The 15,274-nt window shown below is 67.9% G+C and carries 9 protein-coding genes; 5 read left to right on the top strand and 4 right to left on the bottom strand.

Features of this window, described 5'->3' with window-relative positions:
• Positions 1-304, top strand: a 304-nt coding sequence (locus KF833_23950; protein MBX3748371.1) for a hypothetical protein, incomplete at its 5' end; no start/stop codon positions are given.
• A 215-nt stretch (positions 305-519) separates the two neighbouring features.
• Here the strand turns inward: KF833_23950 and hemH are convergent.
• The 4 genes from hemH to hemE are packed head-to-tail and all read right to left on the bottom strand — an operon-like array spanning position 520 to position 5,469.
• On the bottom strand, positions 520-1,563 hold the full coding sequence (gene hemH / locus KF833_23945; protein MBX3748370.1) for a ferrochelatase: 1,044 nt from the start codon (positions 1,561-1,563) through the stop codon (positions 520-522).
• The gene (hemG, locus tag KF833_23940; GenBank protein ID MBX3748369.1) at positions 1,560-2,993 is read right to left on the bottom strand and encodes a protoporphyrinogen oxidase; all 1,434 of its coding nucleotides are present in this window, start codon (positions 2,991-2,993) and stop codon (positions 1,560-1,562) included. The genes hemH and hemG overlap by 4 nt, the downstream gene beginning before the upstream one ends.
• 26 nt (positions 2,994-3,019) lie before the next feature.
• Positions 3,020-4,399, bottom strand: coding sequence for an oxygen-independent coproporphyrinogen III oxidase (hemN, locus tag KF833_23935; GenBank protein ID MBX3748368.1), 1,380 nt, complete (start codon positions 4,397-4,399; stop codon positions 3,020-3,022).
• Positions 4,396-5,469: a uroporphyrinogen decarboxylase gene (gene hemE, locus KF833_23930; protein MBX3748367.1), complete on the bottom strand. Its 1,074-nt coding sequence runs from the start codon at positions 5,467-5,469 to the stop codon at positions 4,396-4,398. The genes hemN and hemE overlap by 4 nt, the downstream gene beginning before the upstream one ends.
• 512 nt (positions 5,470-5,981) lie before the next feature.
• Between hemE and KF833_23925 the strand changes: the two genes are divergently transcribed.
• The 4 genes from KF833_23925 (at position 5,982) to KF833_23910 (ending at position 15,193) form a co-directional block, all read left to right on the top strand.
• The gene (locus KF833_23925) at positions 5,982-9,167 is read left to right on the top strand and encodes a hypothetical protein (GenBank protein MBX3748366.1); all 3,186 of its coding nucleotides are present in this window, start codon (positions 5,982-5,984) and stop codon (positions 9,165-9,167) included.
• A gap of 445 nt (positions 9,168-9,612) precedes the next feature.
• A complete protein-coding gene (locus KF833_23920) occupies positions 9,613-10,290 on the top strand; it encodes a response regulator transcription factor (GenBank protein MBX3748365.1) in 678 nt (225 codons plus the stop codon).
• A gap of 144 nt (positions 10,291-10,434) precedes the next feature.
• Positions 10,435-13,977, top strand: a complete 3,543-nt coding sequence (locus KF833_23915; GenBank protein MBX3748364.1) for an immunoglobulin domain-containing protein — start codon at positions 10,435-10,437, stop codon at positions 13,975-13,977.
• 142 nt (positions 13,978-14,119) lie between these two features.
• Complete coding sequence (locus KF833_23910; GenBank protein ID MBX3748363.1) at positions 14,120-15,193, top strand: hypothetical protein; 1,074 nt, start codon at positions 14,120-14,122, stop codon at positions 15,191-15,193.
• Positions 15,194-15,274: the final 81 nt, after the last annotated feature.

The following is a 15,274-nucleotide window of genomic DNA, read 5'->3' as shown; positions in this document are numbered from 1 at the left end:
AGTGGCGGATGCGCAGGCGTTTCAGCGGGCGGTGTGGCACTTCGAGCAGGAGTGGGTGCTGGCGGATCCGAACGGCAACAAGTTCGTGAAGTACGCGTTGGACAACGGGTTTACGGGCGGAGTGAACAACGATCCGACGGCAATGTTCCCGGTGTACGCCTTGAACCTGACGCAGGACGGCGAGCGCAAGCAGGACATGCTGGTGTGGTGCCCGCCGCCGAGCGTGCCGGAAGGTGGACTGACCCTGGCGATGCTGGGGGCGGGCCTGACCGGGCTGGCGATGGCGCGCCGGCGGCTGGTGTAACTTCGGGAACTGAGAGATTCCCAAGCGGAGGAGCGAGAAGGGGCGGCCTGGCCGCCCCTTCAAGCTTTTCATTTCAGGCTGGGACGGGGCGGGAGCGGTGCATCGCGGAGTTGTGGGTGAGGAGGCAGCGAATCGGAGGGACGAGCTCTGCGAGTCCTCAACCCAACGCGCCACACCGCTGAGGCCTCGTGGAACTCGGCCCTCCGAAGCGCCGCTTAGCGGAGTTCGCACCCTTCCCCACCACTCCGGGATGCGCGGGGGCGGGAGGCGAGGGAGGCGAGGGCCTCGATCCAGCGGGGATGTTCGTTGAGGCAGGGGACCAGGGTGAACTCCTCGCCGCCCGCTTCGAGAAAGAGTTCCCGTCCTCGCATGCCGATCTCCTCGATCGTTTCGAGGCAATCAGCGACGAACGCGGGGCACATGACGACGAGGCGTTTGACGCCGGACCGGGCGAGGCGGGGGATTTCGAGGTCGGTGTAGGGTTTGAGCCAGGGATCACGTCCGAGGCGGGATTGAAAGGCAACCGAGGAGGGGGAGGCCTGGGTGCGTTGGAGGAAGCCGGCGACGGTGCGCAGGCACTGGGCGCGGTAGCAGGTGGCGTGGGCCGGGGAAGGGGTTTCGCAGCAATTGGGGGTCTTCAGGCAATGGCAGCGGGTGGGATCGCTCTTGCGCAGGTGGCGTTCGGGGATGCCATGAAAGCTGAAAAGCAGATGGTCATGGGGCTGGGCCAGGTAGGGTTCGGCGCTGGCGACGAGGGCGTCGAGGAAGGCGGGATCTTCGAAGTAGGGAGGGATGGCGTGCCAGGCGAGGTCGGGGGTGACGCGGCGGGCGGTGGCGGCGACGTGTTCGACGGCGGTCTCGAAGCTGGACATCGCGTAGTGGGGGAAGAGGGGGATCACCACGGCCTGTCGAACCCCGCGGGCGGCCAGGCGCTGGAGGGCATCGGCGGCGGAGGGATTGCGGTAGCGCATGGCCAGTTCCACCGGACAACCCAGGCGGGTTTCGAGGAGGGCGCGAACCCGTTTTCCGGAAACGACCAGGGGCGAGCCTTCGTCGGTCCAGATCTGGTGGTAGGCCTCGGCCGATTGCTTCGGGCGGGAGGGCAGAATGAGGCCGTGGACCACGAAGGCGCGGATGGGCCAGGGCGAATCGATGACCCGCGGGTCCATGAGGAATTCCCGCAGGTAACGGCGGACATCCGGGACAGCGGTGGAGTCGGGGGAACCGAGGTTGATGAGGAGAACGCCTTGGGGGGTCATTGGGGATGAGGAACAGGTTGGGCGACGGGGACCGGTCCGCCGGGATCGGGCCGGACACCGACGGCGGCGAAGTGGGTGGCGATGCGCCGGGCGATGCGGGCGCCCGTCTGGATGGCATCGCTGAGGGCGACGCCATCGCGAAAATGGCCGGCGACGAAGAACCCTGGAAGTCGGGATTCGAGGGCGTCGAGGGTGTGCAGGAACCGATCGTAGCCGAGGATGTACTGGGGGATGGCACGGGGCCATCGGGCGATGTGCTGAAACCGGGGTTGCCCGGCGACGCCAAGGAGCCGGCCGAGATCGCGGCGGACGACATGGATCAGTTCGTCATCGGGCAGCCCGGCCACTTCGGGGCGGCGGACGCCGCCGACGTAGGTGGTGAGGGTCAGGTGGTCGTCGGGGGCGCGCCGGGGAAAGAGGGAGGAGGAGAAGATGGTTCCGAGGATGCCGAAGCCCTCCCGGTGAGGGATCAGCATGCCGAAGCCGAGGCAGTCGTGGCGGACCTCGTCGCGTCGGAACCCGAGGACGACGCTGGTGACGGGGGGGTAGGGGATGTCGGCGAAGGCGGCGAGGGAAGGGAGGTCGGCGCTTGGGATCTGGAGGCGGGCGAGGGAATGGGCGGTGCCGCAGAAGAGCACGGCCTGGTGCTGGGCGGTGAAGAGGGCGCCGTGATGATCGCCGGCGATCATCCAGCCGGATGGGGAGGGGTTGAGGGTGGTGACGAAGGCTTCCAGGCGGACGGCGTCGGGCATCGAGGCGTGGAGGGCATCGGGGAGGACCTGAAGGCCGTGGTCGAAGGAGAACTTCGGGGCGGAGGCCTTGGAGACCTCGCCGCGCCTGCGGCGTTCCCTGGCGCCAAGGATCTGTCCGCGGATCAGCGAGCCGTAGCGGGCTTCGAGGTCGTGGATGCGGTGAAAGGCGTGCCGGATGGAGAGGGCGGCGGGATCGCCTGCGTAGATGCCGGTGACCAGCGGGTCGATGGCGTAGTCGAGGAACTCCTGTCCGAGCCGGTGCCGGACGAAGTCCGCGACGCTGGGATCGCCCGGGGTGCGGCCGAGGAAGGGTTCGCGAAGGAGCCGGAGTTTGGCCTTCCAGGAAAAGAGGGGTGAGGTGAAGAAGCGCGGGCCGGAGATGGGCAGCGGGACGGGGCGTCCGTCGCGGACGACGTAGCGGGCGCTGGCGTCGGGGTTGGAATCGAGGCGACGGGGCGTGAGGCCGAGGTCGGCGAGGAGTTCGCCGATGCGGGGGCTGGTGTCGAGGATGGTGTTGGGTCCCAGCTCGGCGAGCCACCCGCCTTCACGATGGCTGCGGATCACCCCGCCGACGTGCGGGGCGGCGTCGTACACGGTGACGGAGAAGCCCGCTTTGCGGAGGGCGTGGGCGGCGGTGAGTCCGGTGATGCCGGCGCCGAGAATGCCGACCTGGGTCATGGGGGTGGGAGGATTGGGACGATGGGTCAGATGGCGCGGGAGAAGCGTCGCTCGGAAGTCTGGGGCAGGTGGGCATCGAAACGCATGGCGATGATGCGGACCAGGAGACGACCGAGATCGGTGAGGGAGAAGCCATCGCCGCGGACGTGGAGGAGGCCGTCGGCTTCGAGGTCGGCGAGGCTGTCGAGTTCGCGGGCGAAATACTCCGTGAAGGCGATGCCCAGGCGCCGGGAGAGGGGGGCGAACTCGACGCGCAGATTGCACATGATCTCCATGATGACGGCACGGCGGATTCGGTCGTCCTCGGTGACCGGACAGCCGCGGGCGACGGGGAGCTGGCCGGCCTCGACGGCGGGGTAATAGGCGTCGAGGGTCTTGTGGTTCTGCCAGTAGGCCGACGCGGTCTGGGAGATGGCGGACATGCCGAAGGAGGCGATGTCGGTGCCGGCGCGGGTGCTGTAGCCCTGGAAGTTGCGTTGCAGGGTGCCGCGGGCCTGGGCGAGGGCCAGTTCGTCGCCGGGGCGGGCGAAGTGATCCATGCCGATATAGGTATAGCCGGCCTGGCTGGTGAGGGTTTCGACGACGAGTTTGAGGAGCTGGAGCTTGGTCTCCGGGGAGGGCAGGGGGGACCGTTTCTCGAAGATCTTCTGGGAGGGTTTGAGCCAGGGGACGTGGGCGTAGCTGAAGACCGCCAGGCGGTCGGGGGCGAGTTCGATGATCCGATCGAGGGTGCGGCGGAAGGAGTCGAGGGTCTGGTAGGGAAGCCCGTAGATCAGGTCGAGGTTGAGGGACTGGAAGCCGGCGGACCGGATCCAGCCGATGACCTCGGCGGTGAGATCGGCGGGCTGGATGCGGTGGATGGCGGACTGGACCTGGGGATCGAAGTCCTGGACGCCGAGGGAGGCGCGGTTGAAGCCGGCATCGCGGAGGGCCTGGATGTGATCCGGAGAGAGCCGCCGCGGATCGATTTCGACGGACGCCTCGATGTCGGGGGCCAGGTGGAAGTGGCGGCGGATGGCGGCGCCCAGGGTGCGGATTTCGTCGGGGGCGAGGAAGGTGGGGGAACCACCGCCCCAGTGGAGCTGGGTGACCCGCCGGTCGGGATGGAGGAGGGGACGGGTGAGGGCCATTTCCCGGTCGAGGTACTCCACATACCGGGCGCCCTGACGGTGGTTGAGGGTGATGACGGTGGTACAGCCGCAGAACCAGCAGAGGGATTCGCAGAAGGGGATGTGGTAGTAGAGGGAAAGGTCGCGGGGCTCGACATTGCTGGCGGCGAGTTCCGTCCGGGCATCCGGTTCCCGGAAGGAATCGGCGAAGCGGGTCGCGGGCGGGTAGGAGGTGTAGCGGGGGCCCGCGACGTTGTATTTCCGGATCAGGTCCAGATCGACGTGAAGACCGCTCATGCGAAGGAACGGACGGTGTTGACGAGTGCAGTGAGGTTTTCGAGGGGGGCGTCGGGGGGGACGCCGTGGCCGAGATTGAAGATGTGACCCGGGCGGCCGCGCATGATTTCCAGAATGGTGCGGGATTCGCGGCTGACAACCTCGGGGGTGGCGGTGAGATGGCGGGAATCGAGGTTGCCCTGCAGGCCGACGTGGCCGGGGACGCACTGGCGCAGTTCGGCCAGTGGGGCGTCGGGGCCCAGGCCGATCACCTCGGCGCCGGTGTCCACAAGGTCGCGCCAGCGGGCGTGGGCGCCCTTGGAAAAGACGATGATCGGGACGCGGTGGCCGAGGGCGGACACGATCTCCCGGATCCAGCGTCCCGACGCATCGGGGTAATCGTCTCCGGGGAGGAGGCCCGCGAGGGTATCGAAGATCTGGAGGGCGTCGGCGCCGGCATCGCATTGGAGCCGGAGATATTCGATCAGGGCCTGGGTGAGCCGTTCGGCGAGGGCGTGGTAGGCGGGCGGGTCGGTGACCCGGAGATGATGGGCCTGACGGAAATCGGGCGAGCTGCCGCCTTCGAGCATGAAGTTCGCGAGGGTCCAGGGGGAGCCGCAGAAGCCGATGAGGGCGGTCCGGCCGTCCAGTTCGCGTCGGACCAACCGGAGCGCGGCTCCGACATATTCGAGGTGGTCCCGGGCGCGGGCCGGGTCGAGGCGATCCAGGTCGGCGCGGTTCTTCGGGGTCCAGTCCATCCGGATCCCACCTTGATCGGCGAAGTGGTAGCCCTGCCCCATGGCCTCGGGGATGACGAGGATGTCGCTGAAGATGATGGCGGCATCGAACTGGAAGCGCCGGATGGGTTGCAGTGTGACCTCGGCGGCCAGCTCCGGAGTGCGGACCAGCTCGAGGAAGGAGTGGCGTTCCTTGAGGGCCCGGTATTCGGGGAGGACGCGGCCGGCCTGGCGCATGAGCCAGACGGGGGTTCGATCGACGGGCTGACAGGCGCAGGCGCGAAGGAAGCGATCGCGGCAGGAAAATTCACCGCCGGGAGGCGCTGGGAGTGGGGAGGAAGATAACGGGGTCAAGGCCGTGGTGACGTTGGGCACTGCTGAGAAAAGCCTGCTGGAATCGCGGTCGGGTGGGAAGCCGGCTGTTTGGAAGGTGCGCGTCCTGATGTCCGCGGCGACAGGGGGGTGGGGTGCGATGGGCTGAGGACTCGCGGAGCTCGTCCCTCCGAAAGGTGAAGGGGGGTGGTGAAGTCGGAGGGCCGAGCTCTGCGAGGCCGCAGGGGAGTGGAGCGATGGGGGCGCACCTCAGTTTCTTGCAGCTGGCCTCGTACTCGTAATCGTCCTGCCCGGTTCGCATGCGGAACGGGAGGTCCGAACACGGTCGAACCCATCGGATCAGCTTTGAGGCGACGCTGAAACGGTGTGCCTGCGGCTTCGAGGACCGAGGACGATTACGAGTACGAGTACCGCCCTTCGGGCTGAGTACGAGTCCCGAGGAGGGGAAAATGGTGGGGTGCAATGGATTGGGGACTCGCAGAGCTCGTCCCTCCGAAGGGGCCGAACGGGCAGGGCGCCACTGCCCGCTTGGCATGAACCTGGGGATTGTGCTGGGTTTGCGGCATCCCATGGTCCACCGCTGGTATTCAACCGCGGTTCGGAGGGTTCTGGCGTTCTCCCTCGGTCCGTTCCTGCCCGTCTTCGGCGCGACCCATGCCGATCGCGGACCCGCCGGCTTGTCGTCGTCCCCCGTCGATGACTACGTGGTGCGGCAGTGGACGGTCGAGGACGGGCTGCCGTATGACCAGGTCAACTGCCTGCTCGCGACAGGGAATGGTTTTCTCTGGATCGGCACCCAGCGGGGCCTGGTCCGCTACGACGGCACGGACATGGTGATTCTGGATCGGGCCGGCGTTCCCGGGATGGACGGGAGTGCCATTACCTCGATGGCGGAGGGACCTGACGGGGCGTTGTGGTTGGGGAGCCTGAATGGCCTGCTGCGGCTGGCGGATGATGGCTCGGTGGAGGTGTGGGATCGGGAGGCAGGGTTCCGCAATCCGGCCATCTTCTCGATCCTGCCGGTGACTGCGGAGGACGTCTGGATTGGGACCGCGGCCGGGCTGGCGCGATGGCGGGACGGGCGGATCGAGATTCCGCCGGCTGGAACGTTGGTCGGGCAATATGCCATTCGCGCCATCGCACCGGCGACGGACGGATGGTACTGGATTGGCACCTCGCTGGGGATTCTGCGGATCGATCCGGCGAAGGCGGTGGAGGATTCATGGGGGGCGACCCCCGTCATCAAGGGCGGCGGCTGGGCCTTCGCCCGACGGGAGACGGGAGAGTACTGGGTCGTCGGCGGGCTTTTCACGCATGAAGCGAGGGGCCATCTCCTGACGACCCGGGGGGACACCGTCGCGGTGATTTCGGACGGGATGATCGGCAACGGAGGACGATCGATCTTCGGCGTGGCTGTGGGAGGCGAGTCGTGGATTTCGGGGGGGCCCGGGCACCTGCTTCGCATCGATTCGGAAGGAACGTCTGGCCGGATGCCCGTGCCGGCACTTGGCACGGACTTTGCGATCTGCGCGGCCTGTGACCACGAGGGGAACGTCTGGTTGGGCACTGAGAACTCCGGACTGTTGCAGCTCCGGCCGCGGGTCGCCCGGGAAACAGGACCCGCGCACGACTTGCGAACCGTCCTGGAGACCGGGGATGGCCGCGTCTGGGTGGCCGGTCCCCGGGGCCTTTGGTTTCGCGAGGGCGACCGTCCGGAGGCATGGGTCGAGGTCCGGGCTGAACCGGCGCTCAATGTCCGTGCCCTGGCGGAGGACGCATCCGGGCGGCTTTGGATCGGGTTGCACAACGGACTGGCACTGTGGGAAGGCGGGACCCTGCGGCGTTTCCGGATCGGCGGGGATCCCAACCGGAACAAGGTTAATGGCATCGTGACCTCCGACACCGGGCTGTGGGTGTCCACCATTCGCGGCGTGCATGGCATTCCCTTCGAGGCGATGCCCGCAGCGGACGGCGGGGCCGGCGCTGGACCCGATGACGCGGGTGGGGCCGTGGTGGTGCTGGAACCAGGCGTGTCGATGGTGACCACCGAGGTGGAGGCGCAGCAGGATATCAGTGCCGTGTGCCTGGGCGCGCAGGGTGAACTTTGGATCGGAACCCGGGGCCTGGGAATGTTCGAGTGGTCACCGGACGAAGGGCTTCGTGCCTGGACCCATGAGGCGGGCATTCCCGGTTCTGCCATCCGCTCCTTGCGACTGGACCGGGATGAACGCCTCTGGGTGGCGACGGAGGCCGGCGTGGCGGTGATCAGGCGGGATGGAGGGCGGGATGCGATCCGGACGCTGACCCATCGGAACGGGCTGTTGCGGGATGACGTCGTGGAGGTGCTGGATGCCGGGGACGATGGCGTATGGCTGGCCACGCTGCATGGGCTGCAAGTGCTCGAACGCGCCCCGCTGGAATCGTTTCTCGCGGGTGAGATCGGCACGGTGACGCCCCGCTGGATCGATTGTGCCGAGGGGTTGGGGTCGGTCGATTTCACCGGGGAATGGAGCCAGCCGGCGGCGGTACAGTGCCGGGATGGGCGGCTGTTGTTCGCCACGGCCCGGGGCCTTGCCGAGATCGATCCCCGGCGGCTCGACCCGCCACGTCCGCCTGGGTCGGTCCAGGTGGACCGGGTGCGCGCCAATGGCGTGCTGGTGCTGGACCGCATGCGCGGATCGCGCCGCGGCGGCATCGAGTCGATCGATCCCGTGCCGGGAGTCTCAGGGGTGCTTCGCTTCATTCCGGGGAGTGCGCGGGTCCTCGAGTTTCAGTACACCGCACCGACCTTCCACCGCTCCGGGTCCATCGAATTCGAGACCCGGCTGGCCGGCTTGCACGACGAGTGGCACCCGAAAGGAACGATGCGTGAGGCCTACTACGCGAACCTCAAGCCCGGGGCCTACCGGTTCGAGGTTCGCGCCCGGCATCCGGGGACCGATGCCATCACCCATGCCAACCCCATGCCTTTCGTGATCCGGCCGTTCCTCGTCGAGACCGCGGGTTTTCGAGCGGGTGTCGTTGCTGCCGTCGTGCTGGGCCTCGTCGGGGGCATGCGTTGGCGACTGTCGAAGGAGCGTCGCATTCGGACGCTCGAAGCCGAAGCCGCCGCGCTTCGCGAACGGATGCGCATCGGGCGGGACCTGCATGACGGCCTGGGCGGGGACCTCACGTACCTGGCGATGCTGGCGGATGAACTGGCCAACGGCGCCGCCACCCGCCGCGGATCGGTCGAGTCGTTGCCGGAAGCCCTGCGGCGTCCCATCCAACGCCTGCGCGACCTGGTGTCGGCGTCGTCCCCGGGTTCGCTGGCGCTGTCCACTCTGGTCATCCGCCTGGGCGATCGCATGGCGGAACGGGCCCGTGCGGCGGGACTGGAATGCCGACTGCGACTTCCGAAGCGGATTCCGGATCTCCCGGTGGGCGCGAATCCGCGGCAGCACCTCGATCTCATCTTCGAGGAGGCGTTCACCAACGTGCTCAAGCATGCCGGCGCGACCCGGGTCACGTTCGAGGTCGCCGTCGATGACCTGCACGTGGCCTTGCGGTTGGATGACAACGGGAATGGACTGCCGCACCCGGAGGGCCGCGAGGGCGGACACGGGTTGGGCAATCTCCGGGTCCGCGCCGAGTCCATGGGGGGCACTGCGGAGTTTGGGGTTCGCAAGGAAGGAGGGGCCCGTATTCAGGTTGTCCTCCCCATGGAAGGGTTGCGATAGCCCTCCCCGGTTCCCACGCGGAATGGGAGGTCCGGGCAGGATCGAACCTATCGGGCGGGCCCGATGGGTTTGATATTTCTCGAAGCTCCAATTCAGCATGGGAACTGGGGAGGGCGATTAAGATTAAGATTAAGATTAAGAATACGAGTTCGAGGGGAACCCGGGTGCATCTCCATATTGTCGGCGATGTGATCGGTCGAGGGATCCGACGAGGGGACCGTCGGCGTCGGGGTCGGTATCGGCATCGGAATCGAACCGAAACGAACTCCGGCGATGCGCGAAGCTTCCTGGCTCCTGTCGATACCGATTCCGATAGCGACCCCGACGCCAATCCCGTTGCGCCTTCCGACAACTCGCGGATGCCCCCCGGAGTGGGGGACCCGTGGCAAGTCGCTTTCCAAGGTTGGCCCGGCTCTGGTTCAATTCCGCCACCACCCGCGGATCCATGACCCCACCCAACTCCCGCATTGCCCTCATCGAAGACCACGAACCCACGCGCCGGCATTTGGAGGGCGTGATTGCCCTGACGCCCGGGTTGCGCGTGGTCGGTTCCCACGGTTCCGCCCGGCGCGCCCTCGAGTTCCTCAAGTCCGACAAGCCGGACCTGGTCATCCTCGATCTCGGACTTCCCGGGATGGATGGGATGGAATGCCTGACCGCGTTGCGGAAGGAGGATGCCGGCATCCGGGTCCTGATCCTGACCATCGAGGACGGTCCGGAACGGATTTTCGAGGCATTGCGTCGGGGGGCGTCGAGCTACCTCATCAAGCCGCCGACGGCCCGGGGGCTCATCCAGGCGATTCAGGAGACGCTGGACGGCGGCGGGGCGTTTTCGCCCGGGGTTGCCCGGCTGATGCTGGATCACTTCCTGAGGCAGGGCGAGGTGCGCGAGGTGCTCGCCCCGTTGACCCAGCGGGAGCGGCAGGTGTTGGAGTTCGCTGCCGAGGGACTGTTGCCGGAGGAGATCGCGAGAAGCGTCGGCATCAGCGCGCGAACGGTGGGGAACCATTTCCACTCCATGTACCACAAGCTGCATGTGCAGACCCTGGCCCAGGCGGTGGCGGTGTATTACCGCGGAGGGACGGGTTCGCATCTGCCCCGGACCGGCCAGAGGCTGGGATGAGCGTTGGAGAAGTCCGTTGCAGGATCGCGTCGATCGACGCGGTTCAGGACTGCGCAGCGGGACAATTGGCGCGAGATCGCGTCATCCAACGGATGGACGCGGCGACGGGCGATCCGCGAGGATACGACATCCCTCGAACCTCCGGTGCATGCGACCTCTTCCACCCCCCTTGTAGGACGTCCCGCCGCCGCCTGGCGCCGTCCTTCCCTCTCGTTGAAGCTGTGGGTTGCCCTGCTGGCCCTGGGGCTGGCGCCCGGACTTCAGGCGGGTCCCTATCTCCAGCAGTTCTTTCCGCTGTGTAACGGGGACACCCGCGACTTCACCGGCACGCAGGGAAATGTCCGGGTTGCGACCTCGACGGTGAACTATCGGGGCCAGTCGGGCTTTCAGTTGCGAATCACCGCCGGAAGCGGGGCGACCGCGACGGAACAGCGGCGCTATTACCGTGTCGATGGGGACAGGCTGCTCTATCTCGGGGCCCAATTCTATCTGGGTTCGGAATCCTTCGAGGCGACCTTCAATCCGCCGATCGTCTTTCTCAACGAAGGGACGCTGGCCGGCGGAGGGGTCATGGAAGGTTCCACTTCGGCCATCCTGCGCGGGTCGGGGCTGCCGTCGGCGGGATTCGGAGTGCGGGTCGAGTATCGGTACGATGTTCGCGTGTCCGGCTCGCTGCGGGTGCCCGCATGCCTTTACGCGGACAGCCGGTCGGTCGAGGGATCGTTCACCCTGATCGACCCCACCGATCCGGAGGATCCCGAGACCATTGAAATGCCGGAGTTCATCCACCTGGCACCGAATGTTGGTCTGGCCCGAATTCGTGAGTACGGCGTGAACCAGTTCGGAGTCCCCCGCCCGTTGGGTTGGGCGGAACTCACCGGGGGCACCGTCTGTGGCGCACCGGTCTGTTCGGGCGCCTTGCGCGTGACGATCCAGCCTCCCGAGGTGGTGGCAGCGGGCGCTCAATGGCGCCGGACCGGCACGCCGACCTGGCGGAACAGCGGCGACACCGAATCCGGACTGGCCACCGGGGCCGCCCCAATCGAGTTCCGGCCGATCGCGGGTTGGACCACGCCGGCCTCGCAGACGGTGAGCATCGTGACGGGGGAACCTGCGCAGGCGACCGCGACTTACGTGCGCCAGACCGGATCGCTGCGGGTCCAAATCGAGCCTCCCGAGGTGGTGGCGGCCGGCGCGCAGTGGCGGCGTGCAGGGACCAGCCCATGGCGTGCTTCGGGAAGCATCGAAGCCGACGTGCCCACGGGTGCCTACACCGTCGAGTTCCGGGCCGTCCCCGACTGGATCGGGCCGGCGCCCGTGCCGGTGAGCATCGAGCATGGAGTCACCGCGACGGTGGACGTCAGCTATGGGATGCCACCGAGGATCACGCGACCTCCGCTGGCCATCACGGCCACGCAGGGAGGCGAGGCACGGTTTGCCGTCGAGGCGGTCGGGGTTCCGCCGCCGAGTTTCGCCTGGCGCCGCAACGGCACGCCATTGTCCGACGACGGCGTGCGTGTCACGGGCAGCCGCGAACCGACGCTGATTCTCCGGGACCTCGGCCTGGGCGATTCCGGCGCGACGTTCTCGGTGATCCTCGCCAACACCGGCGGTTCGGTCACCAGCGCCCCGGTTGCCTTGACGGTGGTGCCGGGACCTCTCGCGCCGTTGCTGGTGAGCGAACCCGGGGATCAGCGCATCCCCGCGGGCGCCTCCGCCCGACTCGCCGCAACCGTCAACGGCTGGCCGTTGCCATCGTATCAATGGTGGTACTCGGCGACCCCCGAGCCGGCGGAGGCCCGTGTTCTGGGCGACGTCGCGGACAGCGTCTGGGAGATCCCTTCGGTTGGGTCGGAACACGACGGCTGGTACTGGCTGGTGGCGGAGAACAGCGAGGGTTCGGTCACCAGCCGGCTGGCGCGACTGACCGTGGTGCATCCGCCCCGGATCGAAGCCCAGCCCTCGGATCTCACCGTGGTTCAGGGCCAGACCGCACTCTTCGAGGTCGAAGTCGAGGGCACGCCGCCGTTCCAGTACCAGTGGCGGTTCGAGGGAAGCGACCTTGAGGGGCAGACGGAGCCAAGCCTCTCGATCCCCGACGTGATCCCAAGCCGGGCCGGCGGGTACGACTTCCGGGTGGTGAACGAGGCCGGGACGGCGGTGAGCCGGACTGCCCGGCTGGAGGTCATCGTGCCGCCGGCCATCACGCTGCATCCACGGGACCAGACCGTGTGTGCGGGGAACCGGGTGGTCCTCGAGACCGCCGTTTCCGGGACGCCGCCTCCCGCGATTCAATGGCGCAAGGATGGCATCCCGATTCCGGGCGCGACCGGTCCGACCCTGGAATTGCCCGCCACCCAGGCCACCGATGCCGGAGCCTACGATGTCGCGGCAAATAATGCGGGGGGCGAGGCGGTCACGACCGTGGCGCACGTCACGGTCAACCTGCCCCCCAACATTACTCAGCCGCCGGCCGATCAGGCGGCGATTCCCGGATCGACGGTGTCCTTCGGCGTGGGTGTCGCGGGCGGTGGACCCTTCACGTACCAGTGGAGCAAGGATGGCGCCGATCTGCCGGGCGCCACCGGTGGCACTCTGGTTCTGGAGAACGTCGGGAATGCGGCGACCGGGGAGTATGCGGTGCGCGTCTCGAATGGGTGCGGCACGGTCACGAGTGCGGCGTGGTCGCTGCTGGTGGTCGATCGAAGTCTGCGTCTTGTCGGAGGGAGTGCGGGGCCCGGCGAAGAACTCACCGTGACCCTGGAACAGGTCGGTGACGGTTCCGAGGTGCTCGCCAGGGCCAGGCTGGCCTTCGACGACACGCTTCTCGCGGTCCGGGAGATCGAGCGCGGCGCAGGGGCTGGCGACGCCACCCTGACCTGGGATCGGCTGCCCGAGGGCGGGGTGTCCATGGAGGTCCAAATGCCCGGGGGACGGACCTTTGAGCCGGGCGGCAGTGCGTTGGCCATCCTCCATCTGACTGCGGCTGCCGACGTCGCTGGATCCACGGTGATTCCGGTGGTGTTCGGGGCCGGATCCGTCCTCCTCGATGCGGCCGGTTCCGAACTGCCCCTCACCGCGATCGACGGGGCGGTGATCCTCTCCGGCACGGTGGGTCTGGCTCTCAGTCCGGCCAGCGGCCTTTTCGAGCAGGCCGTGACCCTGGTCGTTCCGCCGGGAGGCGTGCCGGCGGGTCAGGCCCTTCGCCTCGCCGTTCACGATCTTGGCGCCGACTCCCGTGGGCGCCCCATCCGGTTGTATCGCCGCAGTGGCGAGACGGGGGGTGGCGTGCCGTTTCTCGATCTGGACGGCCCGCTGGAGGGCGGCACCCGGTTCACGATTCCCGTGCAGTACATCGTCCTCGACCGCGTCACGATTCCGACCCCGCGATTCACGGTGACCCAGGTTGCCGGAACGCCGGTCCCTTCCGTCGCCGGGGAAGCCATCGCGATCGATCCCGCCCACACCCGGTTCGTCGAGGGCACCTTGTATCTCCAGTTCCTGACTCACTCCGGGCGGACCTACCGGGTGCAGTACAAGGACGATCTCGGCGAACCGGAGTGGCGAACCGCCCCCGCGCCGATCGCCGGGACCGGTGGGTGGGTCGTGTGGGCCGACCCTGGGCCTCCCGTCACCGCCAGTTCGCCGGGTCCCGCCCGCTACTATCGCGCGGTCCAGGTCCCATGACCCCCAACCTCGTGAGCGGGGTCACCCGCTCCACCGACTTCGAAGCCACGATCGCCAGGTTCCCGTTCATCTCCGTGCCCTGGTGCATTCGTGAGAGCCCCATCCCCCCATCGAACGCTCCACTCCAACTCTGAACCAGCCCATGACCTCCCATCGCACCTCCACTTCCTGGCGCCGCCTCGCCGTGGCCGGCGCCCTCGCCCCGACGGTCGCCACCGTGGGGTTGGCGGCGGACTTCGGCGCGGGCCCCGGACCCGAGCGTTCCGCCAACCGGGTCAGCCTCAGCGCCCGCTTCCTGTTCAATGTCTCCGCCGAGTTTGCCCACCGCGCGTCCCCTGCCGATCCCGGCCCGGCCATCGACGTGCGAGGCATCGACCGGCTCTACGACAACGGCCACGTGCGGGTGGACGACAGCGGCAACGCCGGCGGCCGCACCTGGAACTGGGCCTACGACGATCCCGCCAGTCTGGACGGCACCGTCCTGCATCTCCACAGCGTGCGGTCGCCTGCCGACGGCCTGACGCAGCGCGAGAAGGACGACCCGCACTACGGATTCGAGATCGCCTACGACCGGGTCCTCACCCGCTTTCCCCTGGGCCGCACGGGGACCGTTCATGCCGGACTGCGTGGCGCCTTCGGCACCGCTTTCCTCGACATCCGCCATCAGGCGACCGTCAGCGGGATGACCACCGGAATCCGTGACAGCTACGACCTGAGCGGACTGCCCCTCATCCCGAATGCGCCGTATCTCGGGGGCGCGCCCGAGCCCGGCGGACCGCTTCCCTTGCTCATTCCCGATGCGCCCTTCGACCGGCAGACCGTCGAGACCCCGGCCACCGCGACGCAACGCCTGCAGATCGACGGCGAACTCTACGGCTTCAAGCTGGGTCCGTTCCTCGAGATCCCCCTGGGGCGAAGCGCATCGTTTCAGATCCAGGGCGGCTTGCTGTCCGTCCTCGCCGACACCGAGTTCACCTTCGGCGAAAGTCTGGGCACCGGAGGCGGAACGACCCTCCGTGCCCGGGCAACCGACTGGTGCTGGGGCGGGTTCGTGGAAGGTCAGTTCGGGGTCGCTCTCACGGATCGCTGGACGGCCTTCGCCGGCGCCGGATGGCAGGGGAGCGGAAGTCAGTCTCTCGCCGCCGGTCCCACCACGGCCCGGCTGGGTCTCGGCAACGTCGTCACCGCGTTTCTGGGGGTCGGCGTTGCGTTCTGAAGCGAGGTCACTGCCCCGGACTCCCAGTGAGAGCGCGGCGTCTCGATGCCGGAAGCGCCTGTGCCATCAACGGCGACTGAA

Source organism: Verrucomicrobiia bacterium (assembly GCA_019634625.1).
Taxonomy (GTDB): domain Bacteria; phylum Verrucomicrobiota; class Verrucomicrobiia; order Limisphaerales; family CAIMTB01; genus CAIMTB01.
This window is presented reverse-complemented; position numbering and strand designations above follow the sequence as displayed.